The organism is Nonomuraea rosea (genome assembly GCF_039539705.1).
GTDB classification, from domain to species: Bacteria; Actinomycetota; Actinomycetes; order Streptosporangiales; family Streptosporangiaceae; genus Nonomuraea; species Nonomuraea rosea.
Map to the genome: position 1 here is coordinate 317,371 of NZ_BAABDQ010000009.1, position 13,072 is coordinate 330,442.

The window sequence follows — 13,072 nt, forward strand, 5'->3', positions numbered from 1 at the left end:
CAGTAGTGACGGTACGTGGCCAGTTCCCGCGGACCTGTTGGTGAGATCGGCCCTAACCTCAGCGGAGTGCGACGGTGAGGAGGACGGCGGTGTCGGTGAGGGCGGTCAGTCCGTGCCGCTGTGGTGGGATGGCGACGAGGTGCCCCTTGCCCAGGACCCACTCGTGGTCGCCGGCATGCAGCCGTACCTGCCCGATGATGACGTGGAGACAGGCGGCCGGAGGCGCGCCGTGTTCGGCCAGTTCGGCGCCTTCGGCCAGCGCGATCAGGGTGACCCGCTGAGATGCGCCGGTCACGAGGGTCCTGGCGGCGCGGCGGGAGTGGTGCTCGCGGGCTTCGGCGAGGAGCTCGGCGGCCAGGGTGTCGACCGGGGTGACGGGCGAGTGATCGGTCATCGTGTGCGCTCCCATCCGCGCCGGGGCGCCCGGCTGCCGAGCTGTGCGTCGCGGCTGCGGTAGATGATGTACGGGCGGGTGAGATAGCCCAGCGGCATGGAGAACACGTGCACCAGACGGCTGAACGGCCAGAACGCGAACAGCACCCACGCGGAGAGCGCGTGCAGCTGGAATCCCGCCGGTGCGGCGGCCATGAGGGCGGGGTCGGGCTGGAAGAGGAAGATCGACCGGAACCAGGGGGAGACCGATTCGCGATAGTCATGGGGATGGTCGGTGAGGTTGCCCAGCACCGTGGTGCCCAGGCCGAGCACGATGGTGCCCACCAGCAGCACGTACATGAGCTTGTCGTTGCGGGTGGTGGCGGAGAACACCGGGCCGACGGTGCGGCGGCGGTAGATCAGGATCGCCGCCCCGGCCAGGGTGCAGACCCCGGCCAGCACGCCGAGCCCGACGGCCGTCAGGTGGTACGCGGCTTCGCTGACGCCGATCGCCTGGGTCCAGGACTTGGGCACGAGCAGGCCGCCGACGTGGCCGAGGGCGACCAGCAGGATGCCGAAGTGGAACAGGGGGCTGCCCAGCCGCAGCAGCCGGTTCTCGTAGAGCTGGGAGGAACGGGTGGTCCAGCCGAACTTGTCGTAGCGGTAGCGCCAGACATGGCCGGCGATGAACACCGCGATGGACACGTAAGGGACCACGATCCACAGCATGACGTCCAGCGTGCTCGACGACGTGGCGGCGCCCTGGACGGTGAGCCACCGAGTCATCGAGGGCCTCCTTGCGGTTGTGGCATGTACTCCGGTGGGGCGAACGGGGCCAGGCCGACCTCTTCCTCCGGTGGGCCTTCGGCGGCCAGCCGGGCGACCGCCTCGTGCTCCCTCCTGCCCAGCGGCGGCAGGGTCGCCGACACCGACCGCAGGACGTTCGCCCACGGCGAGCCCGCCTCGCGCAGGCCCATGCGCATGAGCTCCAGCCCGGCGCGATGCTCGATCATCAGCCGCCGCCCCGTCACCGGGTCGCCGGTGGCGGCGAACTCCAGCACGACCGCCAGGTGGTCGGGCAGTTCGCTGTCGTCGAGCTCCAGCCCGGCGGCGCGGTAGGCGTGCTTGAACCGCAGCAGCGCCATGCCGCGTTTCCGCGTGTCCCCGTAGGCGAAGTAGGTCAGGTAGGGGCTGAAGCGCTTGCGGTGGTCGAAGGTCGCCACGTAGTCCGCGGCGAGCTCGGTCAGCGGGGTGGCTTCCAGGTGGTCCAGGAACGCCTTCAGCGGCGCGGCGAGCGGCGCGGGCAGCGTCCGGGCCGCGGCCCGCAGCAACGGCAGCCGGTCCATCAGCCGCTGGTCGGGGTAGCTCATCAGCAAGGACTGGATCTGCCAGGCGGTGGCGTGCCGTGGATCGGCGAGGGTCATGGTGTCGGGTCCGTTTCCGCGCTCGGGTCGTCGCCGGTCGGTGTCTGCCTGGGCGGGAACAGCCCGTCGGGGGTGCCCTTGCCGTCCCAGTTGAGCAGGTTGACGCGGTTGCCCTTGTCCGCGGGCCCGGCCATGGTGTCGGTGGTCTGCCGGTCGCGCAGCATCCGGAAGTTCTCCACGGCGATCGGCGAGGCGCCGCCGGAGGACTCGCCGAACGGCCCCGAGCCGCCCATGCCGGGCCCGCCCTCATAGTCCAGGCTGCATTCGGTGGCCAGTTCCTCCAGGCCGTGGGCCTGTTCGGCGTGGGCGGGCGGGATGACGTAGCGCTCGTCGTACTTGGCCAGGGCGAGCAGCCGGTACATGTCGTAGACCTGCTCGCCGGTCATGCCCACCTTTTTCGCGATGGCCTCCTGGGGTTCGCGGCCGAGGTTGACGTCACGCATGTAGCTGCGCATGGCGGCGAGCCGGCGCAGCACGGCGCTCACCGGTTCCGGGTCGCCCGCGGTGAACAACTGGGCGAGGTACTCCACCGGGATGCGCAGGGCCTCGATCGCGGCGAACAGGTTGCCGTGGTCCTCGGCTTCGTGGCCGGTGTCCCGGACGATGTCGACGACCGGCGAGAGCGGCGGGATGTACCAGACCATCGGCATCGTGCGGTATTCCGGGTGCAGCGGCAACGCGACGCGGTAGGTGTTGATCAGCGCGTAGACCGGTGAGCGTTGTGCCGCCTCGATCCAGTCCCCGGGAATGCCGGCTCGTCCGGCCTCCCGGACGACCGCCGGATCATGCGGGTCGAGGAACACCTGCCGTTGCGCCTCGTACAGGTCGTGGTCGTCCGGGGTGGACGCCGCTTCCAGCACGCGGTCGGCGTCGTAGAGGACGAGGCCGATGTAGCGCAGCCGGCCGACGCAGGTCTCGGCGCAGACGGTGGGGATGCCGACTTCGATCCGGGGAAAGCAGAAGGTGCATTTCTCGGCTTTGCCGGTGCGGTGGTTGAAGTAGATCTTCTTGTACGGGCAGCCGGACACGCACATGCGCCAGCCGCGGCAGCGATCCTGGTCGACCAGCACGATGCCGTCCTCGCTGCGCTTGTAGATCGCGCCGGATGGGCAGGAGGCCGCGCAGGAGGGGTTGAGGCAGTGCTCGCAGATGCGGGGCAGGTAGAACATGAAGGTCTGCTCGAACTCGAACGTGACCTTGTCCGCGATGTCTTTGAGCAGCGGGTCCTTGTGCCCGTGATCGGGGGCGCCGCCGAGGTTGTCGTCCCAGTTCGCCGACCAGGTGATCTTCGTGGGCTCGCCGCTGATCAGTGACCGCGGGGGAGCGACGGGGGTGTGCTCCTGCAGCGGCGCGCTGGTGAGGTTGTCGTAGTCGTAGGTCCAGGGCTCGTAGTAGTCGTCGAGGCCGGGCAGCTTGGGGTTGCTGAAGATGGTGAGCAGCTTGCGCAGCCGGCCGCCGCCCTTGAGCTTCAGCCGGCCGCGCCGGCCGAGGGCCCAGCCGCCGCGCCAGCGTTCCTGGTCCTCGTAGCGCCTCGGGTAGCCCTGGCCTGGGCGGGTCTCGACGTTGTTGAACCAGACGTACTCGACACCGGAGCGGTTGGTCCACGCCTGTTTGCAGGTGACCGAGCAGGTGTGGCAGCCGATGCACTTGTCCAGGTTCATCACCATGGCCATCTGTGCCATGACGCGCATCAGTACGTCACCTCCTGGCTGCGGCGGCGGATCACGGTGACCTCGTCGCGCTGGTTGCCGGTCGGCCCGAGATAGTTGAAGGCGAACGACAACTGGGCGTAGCCGCCGATCAGATGGGACGGTTTGATCAGCAGGCGGGTCAGCGAGTTGTGGATGCCGCCCCGTTTCCCGGAGGTCTCGGTACGCGGGACGTCGATCAGCCGGTCCTGGGCGTGATGCATGTAGACGGTGCCTTCGGGCATGCGGTGCGACACGACGGCGCGAGCGACGACCACGCCGTTGCGGTTGACCGCCTCGATCCAGTCGTTGTCGGCCACCCCGATCTTCGCGGCGTCCTCCTGGGACATCCAGATGGTCTGGCCGCCGCGGGACAGGCTGAGCATGAACAGGTTGTCCTGGTACTCGGAGTGGATGGACCACTTCGAGTGCGGGGTCAGGTAGCGCACGGTGATGCCCAGCTCGCCCTTGTCACCGATCCGCGGCTCGCCGAACAGCGCGGTCATGTTCAGCGGCGGGCGGAACACCGGCAGTTGCTCGCCGAGCTCGGCCATCCAGTCGTGGTCGAGGAAGAAGTGCTGGCGCCCGGTGAGGGTGTGCCAGGGCTTGAGCCGTTCGACGTTGATGGTGAACGGCGAGTAGCGCCGCCCTCCGGTCTCCGAGCCGGACCACTCCGGCGAGGTGATCACCGGGACGGGAGCGGCTTGGGTGTCGGCGAAGGTGATCTGCTTGCCCTCGTGCTCGGCGGCCAGGTCCGCCAGCTTCGTACCGGTGCGGAGCTCGAGTGTGCGGAAGCCCTGGGTCGCCAGGCGCCCGTTGGTGGTGCCGGACAGCGCGAGAATCGCCTCGCACGCGTGCACGTCACGGACCAGCGAGGGCCGGCCGGCCGCCGGGCCGACGCGGATGGTGCCGTTCTTGTGCTTCAGGTATTCCACCTCGCGCTCGACCCGGAAGGTGAGGCCCTTCGTGGTGGCGCCCAGCTCCTCGGCCAGCGGACCGAGTGCGCCCATCTTCGCCGCGATCGCGGTGTAGTCCCGCTCCACCACGGTGAGCCGTGGCATGGTCACACCGGGGATCGGGTCGCACTCACCGGTCTTCCAGTCCCGCACCACGCCGTGGGGAGTGGCCATCTCGTCGGGGGTGTCGTGCAGCAGCGGTGTCGCCACCACGTCCTTGCGAACGCCCAGATGTTTCGCGGCGAGCCGGCTGAACGTCTTGGCGATGGCCTGGAACGCGGCCCAATCGGTACGGGTCTGCCAGGGCGGCGCGATCGCGGGGTTGAACGAGTTCACGAAGGGGTGCATGTCGGTGGTGTTCAGATCGTGCTTCTCGTACCAGGTCGCCGCGGGTAGCACCACGTCGGAGAAGATCGTGGTGCTGGTCATCCGGAAGTCCAGCGACAGCAGCAGATCCAGCTTGCCGGTCGGGGCCTCGTCGTGCCACACCACGTCGTTCGGCCGTGCCTCCGGCGGGGATTCCTCCGCGCGCAGGGAGTCGTCGGCGCCCAGCAGATGCCGGAGGAAGTACTCGTTGCCCTTGGCCGACGAGCCGAGCAGGTTGGCTCGCCAGACGCTGAGCACGCGGGGGAAGTTCTCCGGTGCGTCCGGGTCCTCGCAGGCGAACCGCAGCCGCCCGGCCTTCAGCTCCCCGACGATGTGGTCCGCTGCGGACGTTCCGGACTGTTCCGCGTCGTCGGCCAGGTCGAGAGGGTTGCGGTCGAAGGTGGGGTAGGAGGGCATCCAGCCCAGCCGGGCGGCCTGGGCGATCACGTCCGCGGTGGTCTTGCCCGCGAGCTGCCCGCCCGCGGTGGCGGCGGCAAGGGTGTCCGCGCCGAACCGGTCGTAGCGGAACTGGTCGGTGTGCAGGTACCAGTAAGCGGTCTGGATCATCTGCCGCGGCGGGCGAGACCAGTCCAGCCCGAACGCCAGCTGGGACCAGCCGGTGATCGGCCGGCACTTCTCCTGCCCGACGTAGTGCGCCCAGCCGCCGCCGTTGACGCCTTGGCAGCCGGTGAGCGTCGTCAGCGTGAGGAACGCCCGGTAGATGGTGTCGGAGTGGAACCAGTGGTTGGTGCCCGCGCCCATGATGATCATGGATCGGCCGCGGGACTCCTCGGCGTTGGCCGCGAACTCCCGCCCGATTCGGGCCGCGGCCTGCGCGGGCACCCCGGTGATGGTCTCCTGCCAGGCCGGCGTGCAGGGCTGGCTGGCGTCGTCGTACCCGGTCGGCCAGGTGCCCGGCAGGCCGGGCCGGTGCACGCCGTACTGGGCCAGAAGCAGGTCGAACACGGTGGTGACCAGATGGCCGCCGACCCGGCGTACCGGAACCCCGCGGCGCACCGTGCCCGTCGAGCCGTCCGGCGCGTCGAAACGCGGAAGGTCCACCACGACCGACTCGCCACCCTCCAGCGACAGGAGTGGATCGACGTCGCCGAGGTCGAGGTTCCACCGTCCCGCGCCCTGCTCGCCGAACCGGAACCCCAGTGATCCGCCCGGCACGACCGGCTCGCCGGTGCCGGAGTCCAGCAGCACGGTTTTGAACGCCGCATTCTCGGTGTCGTGCAGGGCGCCGAGGTCGGCGGCGGTGAGGAACTTCCCCGGCCGGCAGGCGTCTCCCTGCTCGTCGAGGCGCACCAGGAACGGCAGGTCGGTGTAGCGCTTGACGTAGCCGGCGAAGTACGGCACCTGACGTTCCACGAAGAACTCGCGCAGGATGACGTGCCCCATGGCCATGGCCAGCGCGCCGTCGGTGCCGGGCTGGGCCGCCAGCCACTCGTCCGCGAACTTGACGTTGTCGGCGTAGTCGGGGGCCACCGCGATGACCTTCTGGCCGCGGTAGCGGGCTTCGGCCATCCAGTGCGCGTCCGGCGTGCGGGTGACCGGCACGTTGGAGCCCCACATGATCAGGTAGCCGGCGTCCCACCAGTCCCCGGACTCCGGTACGTCGGTCTGGTCGCCGAACACCTGTGGCGAGGCCACCGGCAGGTCGGCGTACCAGTCGTAGAACGACAGCATCGACCCGCCGAGCAGCGACACGAACCGGGCACCCGAGGCATGCGACACCATCGACATCGCCGGGATCGGGGAGAACCCGGCGATCCGGTCGGGCCCGTACCGTTTGATCGTGTGCACGTGCGCCGCGGCGACCATCTCGGTCGCCTCGTCCCAGGACGCGCGGACCAGCCCACCCTTGCCCCGAGCCGCCTTGTAGCGCCGGGCCCGCTGGGGGTCCTCCACGACGTCGGCCCAGGCGAGCACCGGATCTCCTGTGCGGGCCTTGGCCTCCCGGTACATCTCCAGCAGAACGCCCCGTACGTACGGGTAGCGAACGCGGGTGGGGGAGTAGGTGTACCAGGAGAACGCCGCGCCCCGGGGACATCCGCGCGGCTCGTATTCGGGACGGTCCGGGCCGACCGAGGGGTAGTCGGTCTGTTGAGCCTCCCAGGTGATGATCCCGTCCTTGACGTAGACCTTCCATGAGCACGATCCGGTGCAGTTCACGCCATGTGTCGATCGGACGACCTTGTCGTGGCTCCACCGGTCCCGGTAGAAGTCGTCGGACTGTCGCCCGCCGATCTTGTGCAGGGTCCGCAGGTCGTCGGAGATCTCGGCGCGGGTGAAGAACCGGCGGGTGCGCATCAGCGCCTCGCCCAGTTCGCTGTCCAGCCCCGCCGTGCGGGGATCGGTCTCGGGCACGGTTTCGGCTCCTCCTGGCAATCGCGACGGGTTGATTGATCGACGAGGCCTTTTCTGGGCTAGCGGCCTCCCTGAAGCCGGTGGGCATGCACGGTGCGACGTACTGCGGTCGTGGTGAACACGAGGGTGGCGAGGGCGACCACGGCCAGCGCGGCCAGGCCCAGCGCGTACGAGGAGAAAGCGCCGTACAGGGCGCCCATCACCAGCGGCGGGATGAATCCACCCAAGCCACCGGCGGCGCCGACCAGCCCGGTCACCGAGCCGACCTTGTTCGGCGGCGCGAGCAGCGCGACCAGAGCGAACACCGCTCCACTGGCCGCCCCGAGCGCGGCGGCCATCGACAGGAACGCGGCCGTGCCCAGCGGCAGCAACGGCGGGGTGAAGGCCTGCACCGTCGCGCCCACCGCGACCACCCCCAGGCAGGCCGTCAGCACCCGAACCGGGCCGATCCGATCGGACAGCCAACCCCCCACCGGCCGCATCAGCACCGCGAGCAGCACGAACCCCGCCATCCGGTTGGCCGCGTCGGACTGCGTCAACCCGTAGGCGGTCTTCAGATAGGCGGGCAGGTACACGGAAAACGCGACGAACCCGCCGAAGCCCACCGCGTACAGCGCCGACGCCTGCCACGTGACCCGCAACCGCGTCGTATCCGCCAGCCGGCGGCTGAGCGACTCGGTCGGCACCACCCGTCCGGGCGCGTCCCGCAGCAGCACCGCCGCCGCGATCGCGTAGACCGCCAGCACCACCGCGGTCACCACGAACGGTGTCGCCACACCCCACCCATCGACCAGCTTGACGGTGGTCAGGGCGCTGACCGCCGTCCCGCCCATCCCCGCACCGAAGATCCCGATCGCCAGCCCGCGCCTCTCCGGCGGGAACCAGGCGTTGACGAACGGCACCCCGACCGCGAACGCGGTGCCGCCCACCCCGAGGAAGAACCCGCCGGCCAGCAACGCGGCCAGCGACGTATGCCCGATCAACCCGAGGAACAGGACAGGCACGATCGTGACCGCGGAAACCAGCGGGAACATCACCCGTCCACCGAACCGGTCGGTCAACGCTCCCACCGGGATGCGGCCCACCGACCCGACCACCACCGGCACCGCGACCAGCAGCGCCTGCTGGAACGCGCTCAACCTCAGGGCGTCCTTGAACAGCGGGCCGAGCGGGCTCAGCAGCGCCCAGGCCCAGAAGTTCACCGCGAACCCGGCGGTGGCCAAGCTCAACATCAGTACGCGACGGCCGGTCGTGGGCGGGCTGCCGTCCGTGTGCGGTTGCGACACGCTCATGCCCATCGTGCTTCCTCGTCTGTCATCTGGCGTGGGGTGGTCATCGTCGTCCCGGCCGGCTCGGCAGTGGATCAGTACCAGCGTGCGTCACTCGCACGCGACCGGATAGGGGCTACGGCCTTTACGCCAAAGGACCTATGCCTCTATTCGAGCGCGCCCGGCGAACCTGGGCTGGGCGGAGTGGGTTCGCAGATGGGAAGGTTCTTTCCATGACCTCTGACAAGCTGCGGCGCAAGCCCTATGAGAATCGGCTGTACCACTTGCAGGCACAGCTGGTCGAGCTCCAGGAGTGGGTCAAGGCCGAGGGCCGGCGGGTGGCCGTGGTGTTCGAGGGCAGGGACGCCGCGGGGAAGGGGAGCACGATCAAGCGGGTCGCCGAGTATCTCAACCCGCGCGTGGCCAGAATCGTGGCGCTGCCCGCGCCCACCGAGCGGGAGCGGACGCAGTGGTACTTCCAGCGGTACGTGGAGCATCTGCCGGCTGCGGGGCAGATCGTGTTGTTCGACCGTAGCTGGTACAACCGGGCCGGCGTGGAGCGGGTGATGGGGTTCTGTACGCAGGAGGAGTACGCGCGCTTCTTGCACCAGTGCCCGATATTCGAGCGTTTGCTGGTGGAGGACGGGATCCTGTTGCGCAAGTACTGGTTCTCGGTGAGCGACGCCGAGCAGGAGCGGCGTTTCCGGGCACGGCTGGAGGATCCGATGCGCCGGTGGAAGCTGTCGGAGATGGATCTGGAGTCGATCACGCGGTGGGAGGAGTACTCGCGGGCCAAGGACGAGATGATGATCCACACGCACATCCCAGAGGCGCCGTGGTACGAGGTGGAGAGTGAGGACAAGCGGAGGGCCAGGATCAACATGATCGCGCATCTGCTGTCCACGGTCCCCTACCAGAAGGTGCGGCGGGCGCCGCTGCAGATTCCGCCGCGGCCCGCGTCGAGCGGTTACCGGCGGCCGCCACGGGCCGAGACGCGTGTGCCCGACGTGACACAAGGGCTTTCATGACGGCACTCCTTCAAGCGCGGCTCCTGCCTGCGCCGACACGGCTGCCGCGGCTGTGTGCACAAGGAAATCCCACGTCAGAGGGCTCATGACCCTGGGGGTGTGGGACCTTCGGCCCTGACGGCAACCGCCTCGGCCGTGGTGCGCTGGAGCTGAGGTTTCGTGGAGGTGGAAGTCATGGCCGCTCTTTCGGCTGAACATGCGCTCGACACCGTGGTCGAGGCCGCGCGCTGGGCGCCGTCCATGCACAACACGCAGCCTTGGCGCTTCTCGGTGTCAGGGGAGGAGATCAGCCTGCGGGCCGACTCGGACAGGAAACTGTGCGTCGGCGACGCCTCAGGCCGTGAGCTGCTGATCAGTTGCGGGGCCGCCCTGTTCACGATGCGTACGGCGATGCGGTGCGAGGGCTTCGAGCCGGAGGTGCGTACACTGCCGGACCCGGACCGCCCGTCGTTGGTCGCCACGCTCCGGCCGGGTCGCGAAGTCCAGCCCGACGAGTCCATCCGGGCTCTGGGCGGTGAGATCCAACGCCGTCGCACGCACCGGGCGGGCTTCGCCGACTTGCCCGTGCCGGACAGAGTGGTCGAGCGGCTGGTCCGAGCGGCCATGGAAGAGGGCGCCAAGCTGACGCCGGTCCGTCCCCCGGAAGCCGTCAGGATCATCGCCGCGCTCACCCAGGCGGCGCAGGGCGTACAGGCGCAGGACCAGCGTTTCAGCCTGGAGTTGATCCGCTGGTCGCAGCCGCCCGGCAGCCGCCGCACGGACGGCGTGCCCGCCCGGGGCTACCCGCAACGGGTGGAACGCACCAACCCCGACTTCGCGCAGCGCGATTACTCCTGGCGGCATGACTGGGGCAGCCAGACTGACCAGCGAACCGCGACGTCTGTGGGGGTCGTGGCGCTGCTTACCACGCGGGGCGACACTCGCCAGGAGTGGATCGACGCCGGGCAGGCGCTGCAGCACATCCTGCTGCACGCGTCCGCTTACGGCGTGAGCGCCGCCTTCCATACACAGGCGCTGGAGATGGGCTTGCTGCGTGAGTTTCTGCGGCTTGAGCTCTGCTCGGGCGAATATCCGCAGATGATCATGCGGCTCGGCGTCACCTTCGACGACAAGGACTCGGTCCGCCGTCCCCTGTCAGATGTGCGGGAGTGAGGACCGAGGGTCTCTTGGCGAGCCGGCCTTGAGATCCCCTCCGGGTGAGGTCGCCGTGCCTTGTGGCCGCTGACGGATGGTCACTGGCCCTTTCCGAGGCGGTGACCGGGCAGGGCGGACCGACGCCGCCAACCGCGAGGAGCCTCTCCCGATTCGCCGAGCCCTGGCCCGCCTCGCCGGCGGGCCGGGGCCGACAACGTCAGTCCCCCTGGCGGTCCAAACGCTGGCACGTACGGACTATCTCCGGGCGCCCCCGTGCCGACCGCGTTGGAGTTGGTAGCGCCAGAGCTCGAACCGGCCGTCAGCCCGTCGCACACCGATGCCGAGCGCCTCGGCTGAAGTGCGCTCGGCGCCGAGGAGTTGCCAGCCGGCGGGAGTGAAGCGTTGCCGGACCTCGTCGAGGGTAAGGCCGGGGTGCATGGGAGCGGCCTTGGGCGGCCGGCTGAATCCGTACAGCAGCAAGATGGCTCCCGGTGCTGCCGCGTACGATACGCACGTGACGTAGGCGGGCCGCCGGTCCTCGGGCAGGGTGTGCAGGCAGCCGAAATCCACCAGCAGGGTGTAGCCGTCGCCGACACCGAGATCGCGCAGGCGGGTGACGTCGCCTTGGACGAAGCGTGGGGCTACACCGGCGGCGGTGGCGTTGCGGCGGGCGGCGGCCAGGGCCTTGGGCACCATGTCGATGGCGGTGACGTCCCAGCCGTGCGTGGCCAGGTAGATGGCGTCGGTGCCGGTGCCACAACCGAGATCCAGGGCCCGTTTGGGCGCCGGCGCCGAGGGCCCTTCGACGAGCCTGATCAGGTCGGCGGGCGGGGCGGGCCTCTGCCACACAGTCAGGCGGAGGCGGTAGATGAGCCGGTAGACGAAGTGGTACCAGCGAAGGCCGGCCGCGGTGCGGCGACGACGACGCAGCAGATCGATCATTGTGATCTTGCTCCCTTGGCGGACAGCCTGCGCCCGATGGCGCGGGCGATCATCGGCAGGCCGATCAGGCTCGGCAGGGTCCACAACATCCAGGTGGGCAGCCGGTCCCAGCCGGGCAGGTGCGGGCCGTTGTCGACGTAGAAGGCGGTGATCAAGGCGAGGTAAGAGCCGCCCAGGCCCGCGATGTGCAGGCACGATCGGGGCCGTCCGCACAGATAACCCGCCAGAGCGAGCGCGAAGGCGAGCGTGCCGATGACGAACAGATACGCGTTGCGGCTCCAGTGGGCCGTCGACAGGACGGTCATCGAGGCGAACACCACGCTCAGTGCCCCCAGGTAGATCAGGCCGAAGCGCCGGTGCCGGACACCGCCCTTGTCCGGCAGTGCCGCCACGGCACCGCAGGTGACGTACGTCAACCTGGCCACGACACGGATGGCCAGGACGGCGAGGAACAGCGGGCCCGCCTCCGGCACCCGGACGCCCCCGACGTCGATTCCGTTCATGCCAAGGCTCCATGCGTAGCGTGGCTATATATAGCGACGCTACATCGGCGGTTGCCGCGGGGGAAGACCCGATATAGCGTTGCTACCTATGAGGGCCGAAGCGCTCAAGGGGCATCTGGGCGGCCTGCTGCTGGCGGCGCTGGAGGACGGGCCGCGGCACGGCTACGCGGTCAAGGAGGCCCGCGGGATGCGACCGCGGGCCGGATCGACCTGCCCACCGGCACCGTTTACCCGGCGCTGCATCGGCTGGAGCGAGCCGGACTGATCACGGGAAGCTGGTCGGTGGTCGGCGGGCGCCGCCGCCGCACCTACGAGCTCACCGACGATGGCCGCGTCGCGCTGAGCGGTGAGCGGGTCGGCTGGCAGGAGTTCGCCGGCGCGGTCACCGCAGCCTTGGGGACGCGGCCATGGCCGGCCACGAGCTGATCGAGGCCCAACTCGCCCTCCTGGCCCGCCGTTGCCGCACCAGGCCGTGGAGGAGCTGGCCGACGGGCTAGCCGAAGCCTATGAAGCCCACCTTGCCGCGCTCGGCGAGCCTGGCGCGGCCGCTCGCGCGGCGATCGCCGAGTTCGGCGATGCGGAAGTGATCACCGCAGCTTTCGTCCGCGACTCACCTTGGCGGCGCACGGCGGTGGCGCTGCTGGCCACGGGCCCGATCATGGCCCTGCTCTGGGGCCTGACCTTGATCTCCGCCCGGATGTGGACTTGGCCTATCGCGCCGGCACTGCGTATCACCTACGGCCTCGCACTCGCCGCGACCGTGCTCACCTTGCTGAGCGTCGTGCGGGAAAAGCGCGCCTACCGCCGTACCCAGGCCACCACCCTGGCCGCCGCCATCGCCCTGATCCTGTTGGACGCGGGCATGCTCACGGCCGCCGTCGCCAACCTGTCGCCCTGGCCCTTGGCGTTGGCCACATCGGCGAGCCTGATCAGAGTCACCCTGACCGTTCGCGCGCTGCCGCCGCTCCTGCGGCACCGGTAACCCAGGTCGGCAAGACTGGACCCGCTCATCCGTACG

At 69.6% G+C, this 13,072-nt stretch carries 13 protein-coding genes; 5 read left to right on the forward strand and 8 right to left on the reverse strand.

The genetic code is table 11. The features are described 5' to 3' along the window. Positions 1 to 58: 58 nt before the first annotated feature. From ABEA43_RS23335 to ABEA43_RS23360, 6 genes are all read right to left on the reverse strand, one after another. A complete protein-coding gene (locus tag ABEA43_RS23335) occupies positions 59 to 394 on the reverse strand; it encodes a cupin domain-containing protein (RefSeq protein ID WP_345564822.1) in 336 nt (111 codons plus the stop codon). Continuing rightward, on the reverse strand, positions 391 to 1,158 hold the full coding sequence (narI, locus tag ABEA43_RS23340) for a respiratory nitrate reductase subunit gamma (RefSeq protein WP_345564824.1): 768 nt from the start codon (positions 1,156 to 1,158) through the stop codon (positions 391 to 393). Before narI ends, ABEA43_RS23335 begins: the two co-directional genes overlap by 4 nt. Continuing rightward, entirely contained in the window at positions 1,155 to 1,796 is a 642-nt protein-coding gene (gene narJ / locus ABEA43_RS23345) for a nitrate reductase molybdenum cofactor assembly chaperone (protein ID WP_345564826.1), read from the reverse strand. The genes narI and narJ overlap by 4 nt, the downstream gene beginning before the upstream one ends. Beyond that, positions 1,793 to 3,487, reverse strand: coding sequence for a nitrate reductase subunit beta (gene narH / locus ABEA43_RS23350; protein WP_345564828.1), 1,695 nt, complete (start codon positions 3,485 to 3,487; stop codon positions 1,793 to 1,795). Before narH ends, narJ begins: the two co-directional genes overlap by 4 nt. Beyond that, complete coding sequence (locus ABEA43_RS23355) at positions 3,487 to 7,122, reverse strand: nitrate reductase subunit alpha (RefSeq protein ID WP_345564877.1); 3,636 nt, start codon at positions 7,120 to 7,122, stop codon at positions 3,487 to 3,489. Before ABEA43_RS23355 ends, narH begins: the two co-directional genes overlap by 1 nt. A gap of 116 nt (positions 7,123 to 7,238) precedes the next feature. Further along, entirely contained in the window at positions 7,239 to 8,471 is a 1,233-nt protein-coding gene (locus ABEA43_RS23360) for an MFS transporter (protein ID WP_345564830.1), read from the reverse strand. Between the two features lie 209 nt (positions 8,472 to 8,680). Between ABEA43_RS23360 and ppk2 the strand changes: the two genes are divergently transcribed. Then, a complete protein-coding gene (gene ppk2, locus ABEA43_RS23365) occupies positions 8,681 to 9,475 on the forward strand; it encodes a polyphosphate kinase 2 (RefSeq protein ID WP_345564831.1) in 795 nt (264 codons plus the stop codon). A gap of 174 nt (positions 9,476 to 9,649) precedes the next feature. Then, the gene (locus ABEA43_RS23370; protein ID WP_345564833.1) at positions 9,650 to 10,627 is read left to right on the forward strand and encodes an Acg family FMN-binding oxidoreductase; all 978 of its coding nucleotides are present in this window, start codon (positions 9,650 to 9,652) and stop codon (positions 10,625 to 10,627) included. A gap of 237 nt (positions 10,628 to 10,864) precedes the next feature. Here the strand turns inward: ABEA43_RS23370 and ABEA43_RS23375 are convergent, their stop codons facing one another. Next, complete coding sequence (locus ABEA43_RS23375) at positions 10,865 to 11,551, reverse strand: class I SAM-dependent methyltransferase (protein ID WP_345564835.1); 687 nt, start codon at positions 11,549 to 11,551, stop codon at positions 10,865 to 10,867. Then, positions 11,548 to 12,054 carry a hypothetical protein gene (locus ABEA43_RS23380; RefSeq protein ID WP_345564837.1) on the reverse strand — a complete coding sequence of 169 codons (507 nt, stop codon included), beginning with the start codon at positions 12,052 to 12,054 and terminating at the stop codon, positions 11,548 to 11,550. The genes ABEA43_RS23375 and ABEA43_RS23380 overlap by 4 nt, the downstream gene beginning before the upstream one ends. An 88-nt stretch (positions 12,055 to 12,142) precedes the next feature. Here ABEA43_RS23380 and ABEA43_RS23385 point away from each other — a divergent pair, with 88 nt between their 5' ends. From ABEA43_RS23385 to ABEA43_RS23395, 3 genes are read left to right on the forward strand one after another with little or no spacing between them, the layout of a single operon-like run. Next, entirely contained in the window at positions 12,143 to 12,319 is a 177-nt protein-coding gene (locus ABEA43_RS23385) for a hypothetical protein (RefSeq protein ID WP_345564881.1), read from the forward strand. Further along, on the forward strand, positions 12,301 to 12,480 hold the full coding sequence (locus tag ABEA43_RS23390; RefSeq protein WP_345564879.1) for a PadR family transcriptional regulator: 180 nt from the start codon (positions 12,301 to 12,303) through the stop codon (positions 12,478 to 12,480). The genes ABEA43_RS23385 and ABEA43_RS23390 overlap by 19 nt, the downstream gene beginning before the upstream one ends. A 46-nt stretch (positions 12,481 to 12,526) precedes the next feature. Beyond that, positions 12,527 to 13,036: a hypothetical protein gene (locus ABEA43_RS23395; protein ID WP_345564839.1), complete on the forward strand. Its 510-nt coding sequence runs from the start codon at positions 12,527 to 12,529 to the stop codon at positions 13,034 to 13,036. The last annotated feature ends 36 nt before the right edge of the window (positions 13,037 to 13,072 follow it).

Bases quoted from the DNA above. Each gene is read 5' to 3' on its own strand.
- ABEA43_RS23335 (WP_345564822.1), bottom strand. From the start codon at position 394: ATGACCGATCACTCGCCCGTCACCCCGGTCGACACCCTGGCCGCCGAG.
- ABEA43_RS23380 (WP_345564837.1), bottom strand. From the start codon at position 12,054: ATGAACGGAATCGACGTCGGGGGCGTCCGGGTGCCGGAGGCGGGCCCG.
- ABEA43_RS23360 (WP_345564830.1), bottom strand. From the start codon at position 8,471: ATGAGCGTGTCGCAACCGCACACGGACGGCAGCCCGCCCACGACCGGC.
- ABEA43_RS23370 (WP_345564833.1), top strand. From the start codon at position 9,650: ATGGCCGCTCTTTCGGCTGAACATGCGCTCGACACCGTGGTCGAGGCC.
- ABEA43_RS23375 (WP_345564835.1), bottom strand. From the start codon at position 11,551: ATGATCGATCTGCTGCGTCGTCGTCGCCGCACCGCGGCCGGCCTTCGC.
- narJ (WP_345564826.1), bottom strand. From the start codon at position 1,796: ATGACCCTCGCCGATCCACGGCACGCCACCGCCTGGCAGATCCAGTCC.
- narI (WP_345564824.1), bottom strand. From the start codon at position 1,158: ATGACTCGGTGGCTCACCGTCCAGGGCGCCGCCACGTCGTCGAGCACG.
- ABEA43_RS23355 (WP_345564877.1), bottom strand. From the start codon at position 7,122: ATGCGCACCCGCCGGTTCTTCACCCGCGCCGAGATCTCCGACGACCTG.
- ppk2 (WP_345564831.1), top strand. From the start codon at position 8,681: ATGACCTCTGACAAGCTGCGGCGCAAGCCCTATGAGAATCGGCTGTAC.
- ABEA43_RS23385 (WP_345564881.1), top strand. From the start codon at position 12,143: ATGAGGGCCGAAGCGCTCAAGGGGCATCTGGGCGGCCTGCTGCTGGCG.
- narH (WP_345564828.1), bottom strand. From the start codon at position 3,487: ATGCGCGTCATGGCACAGATGGCCATGGTGATGAACCTGGACAAGTGC.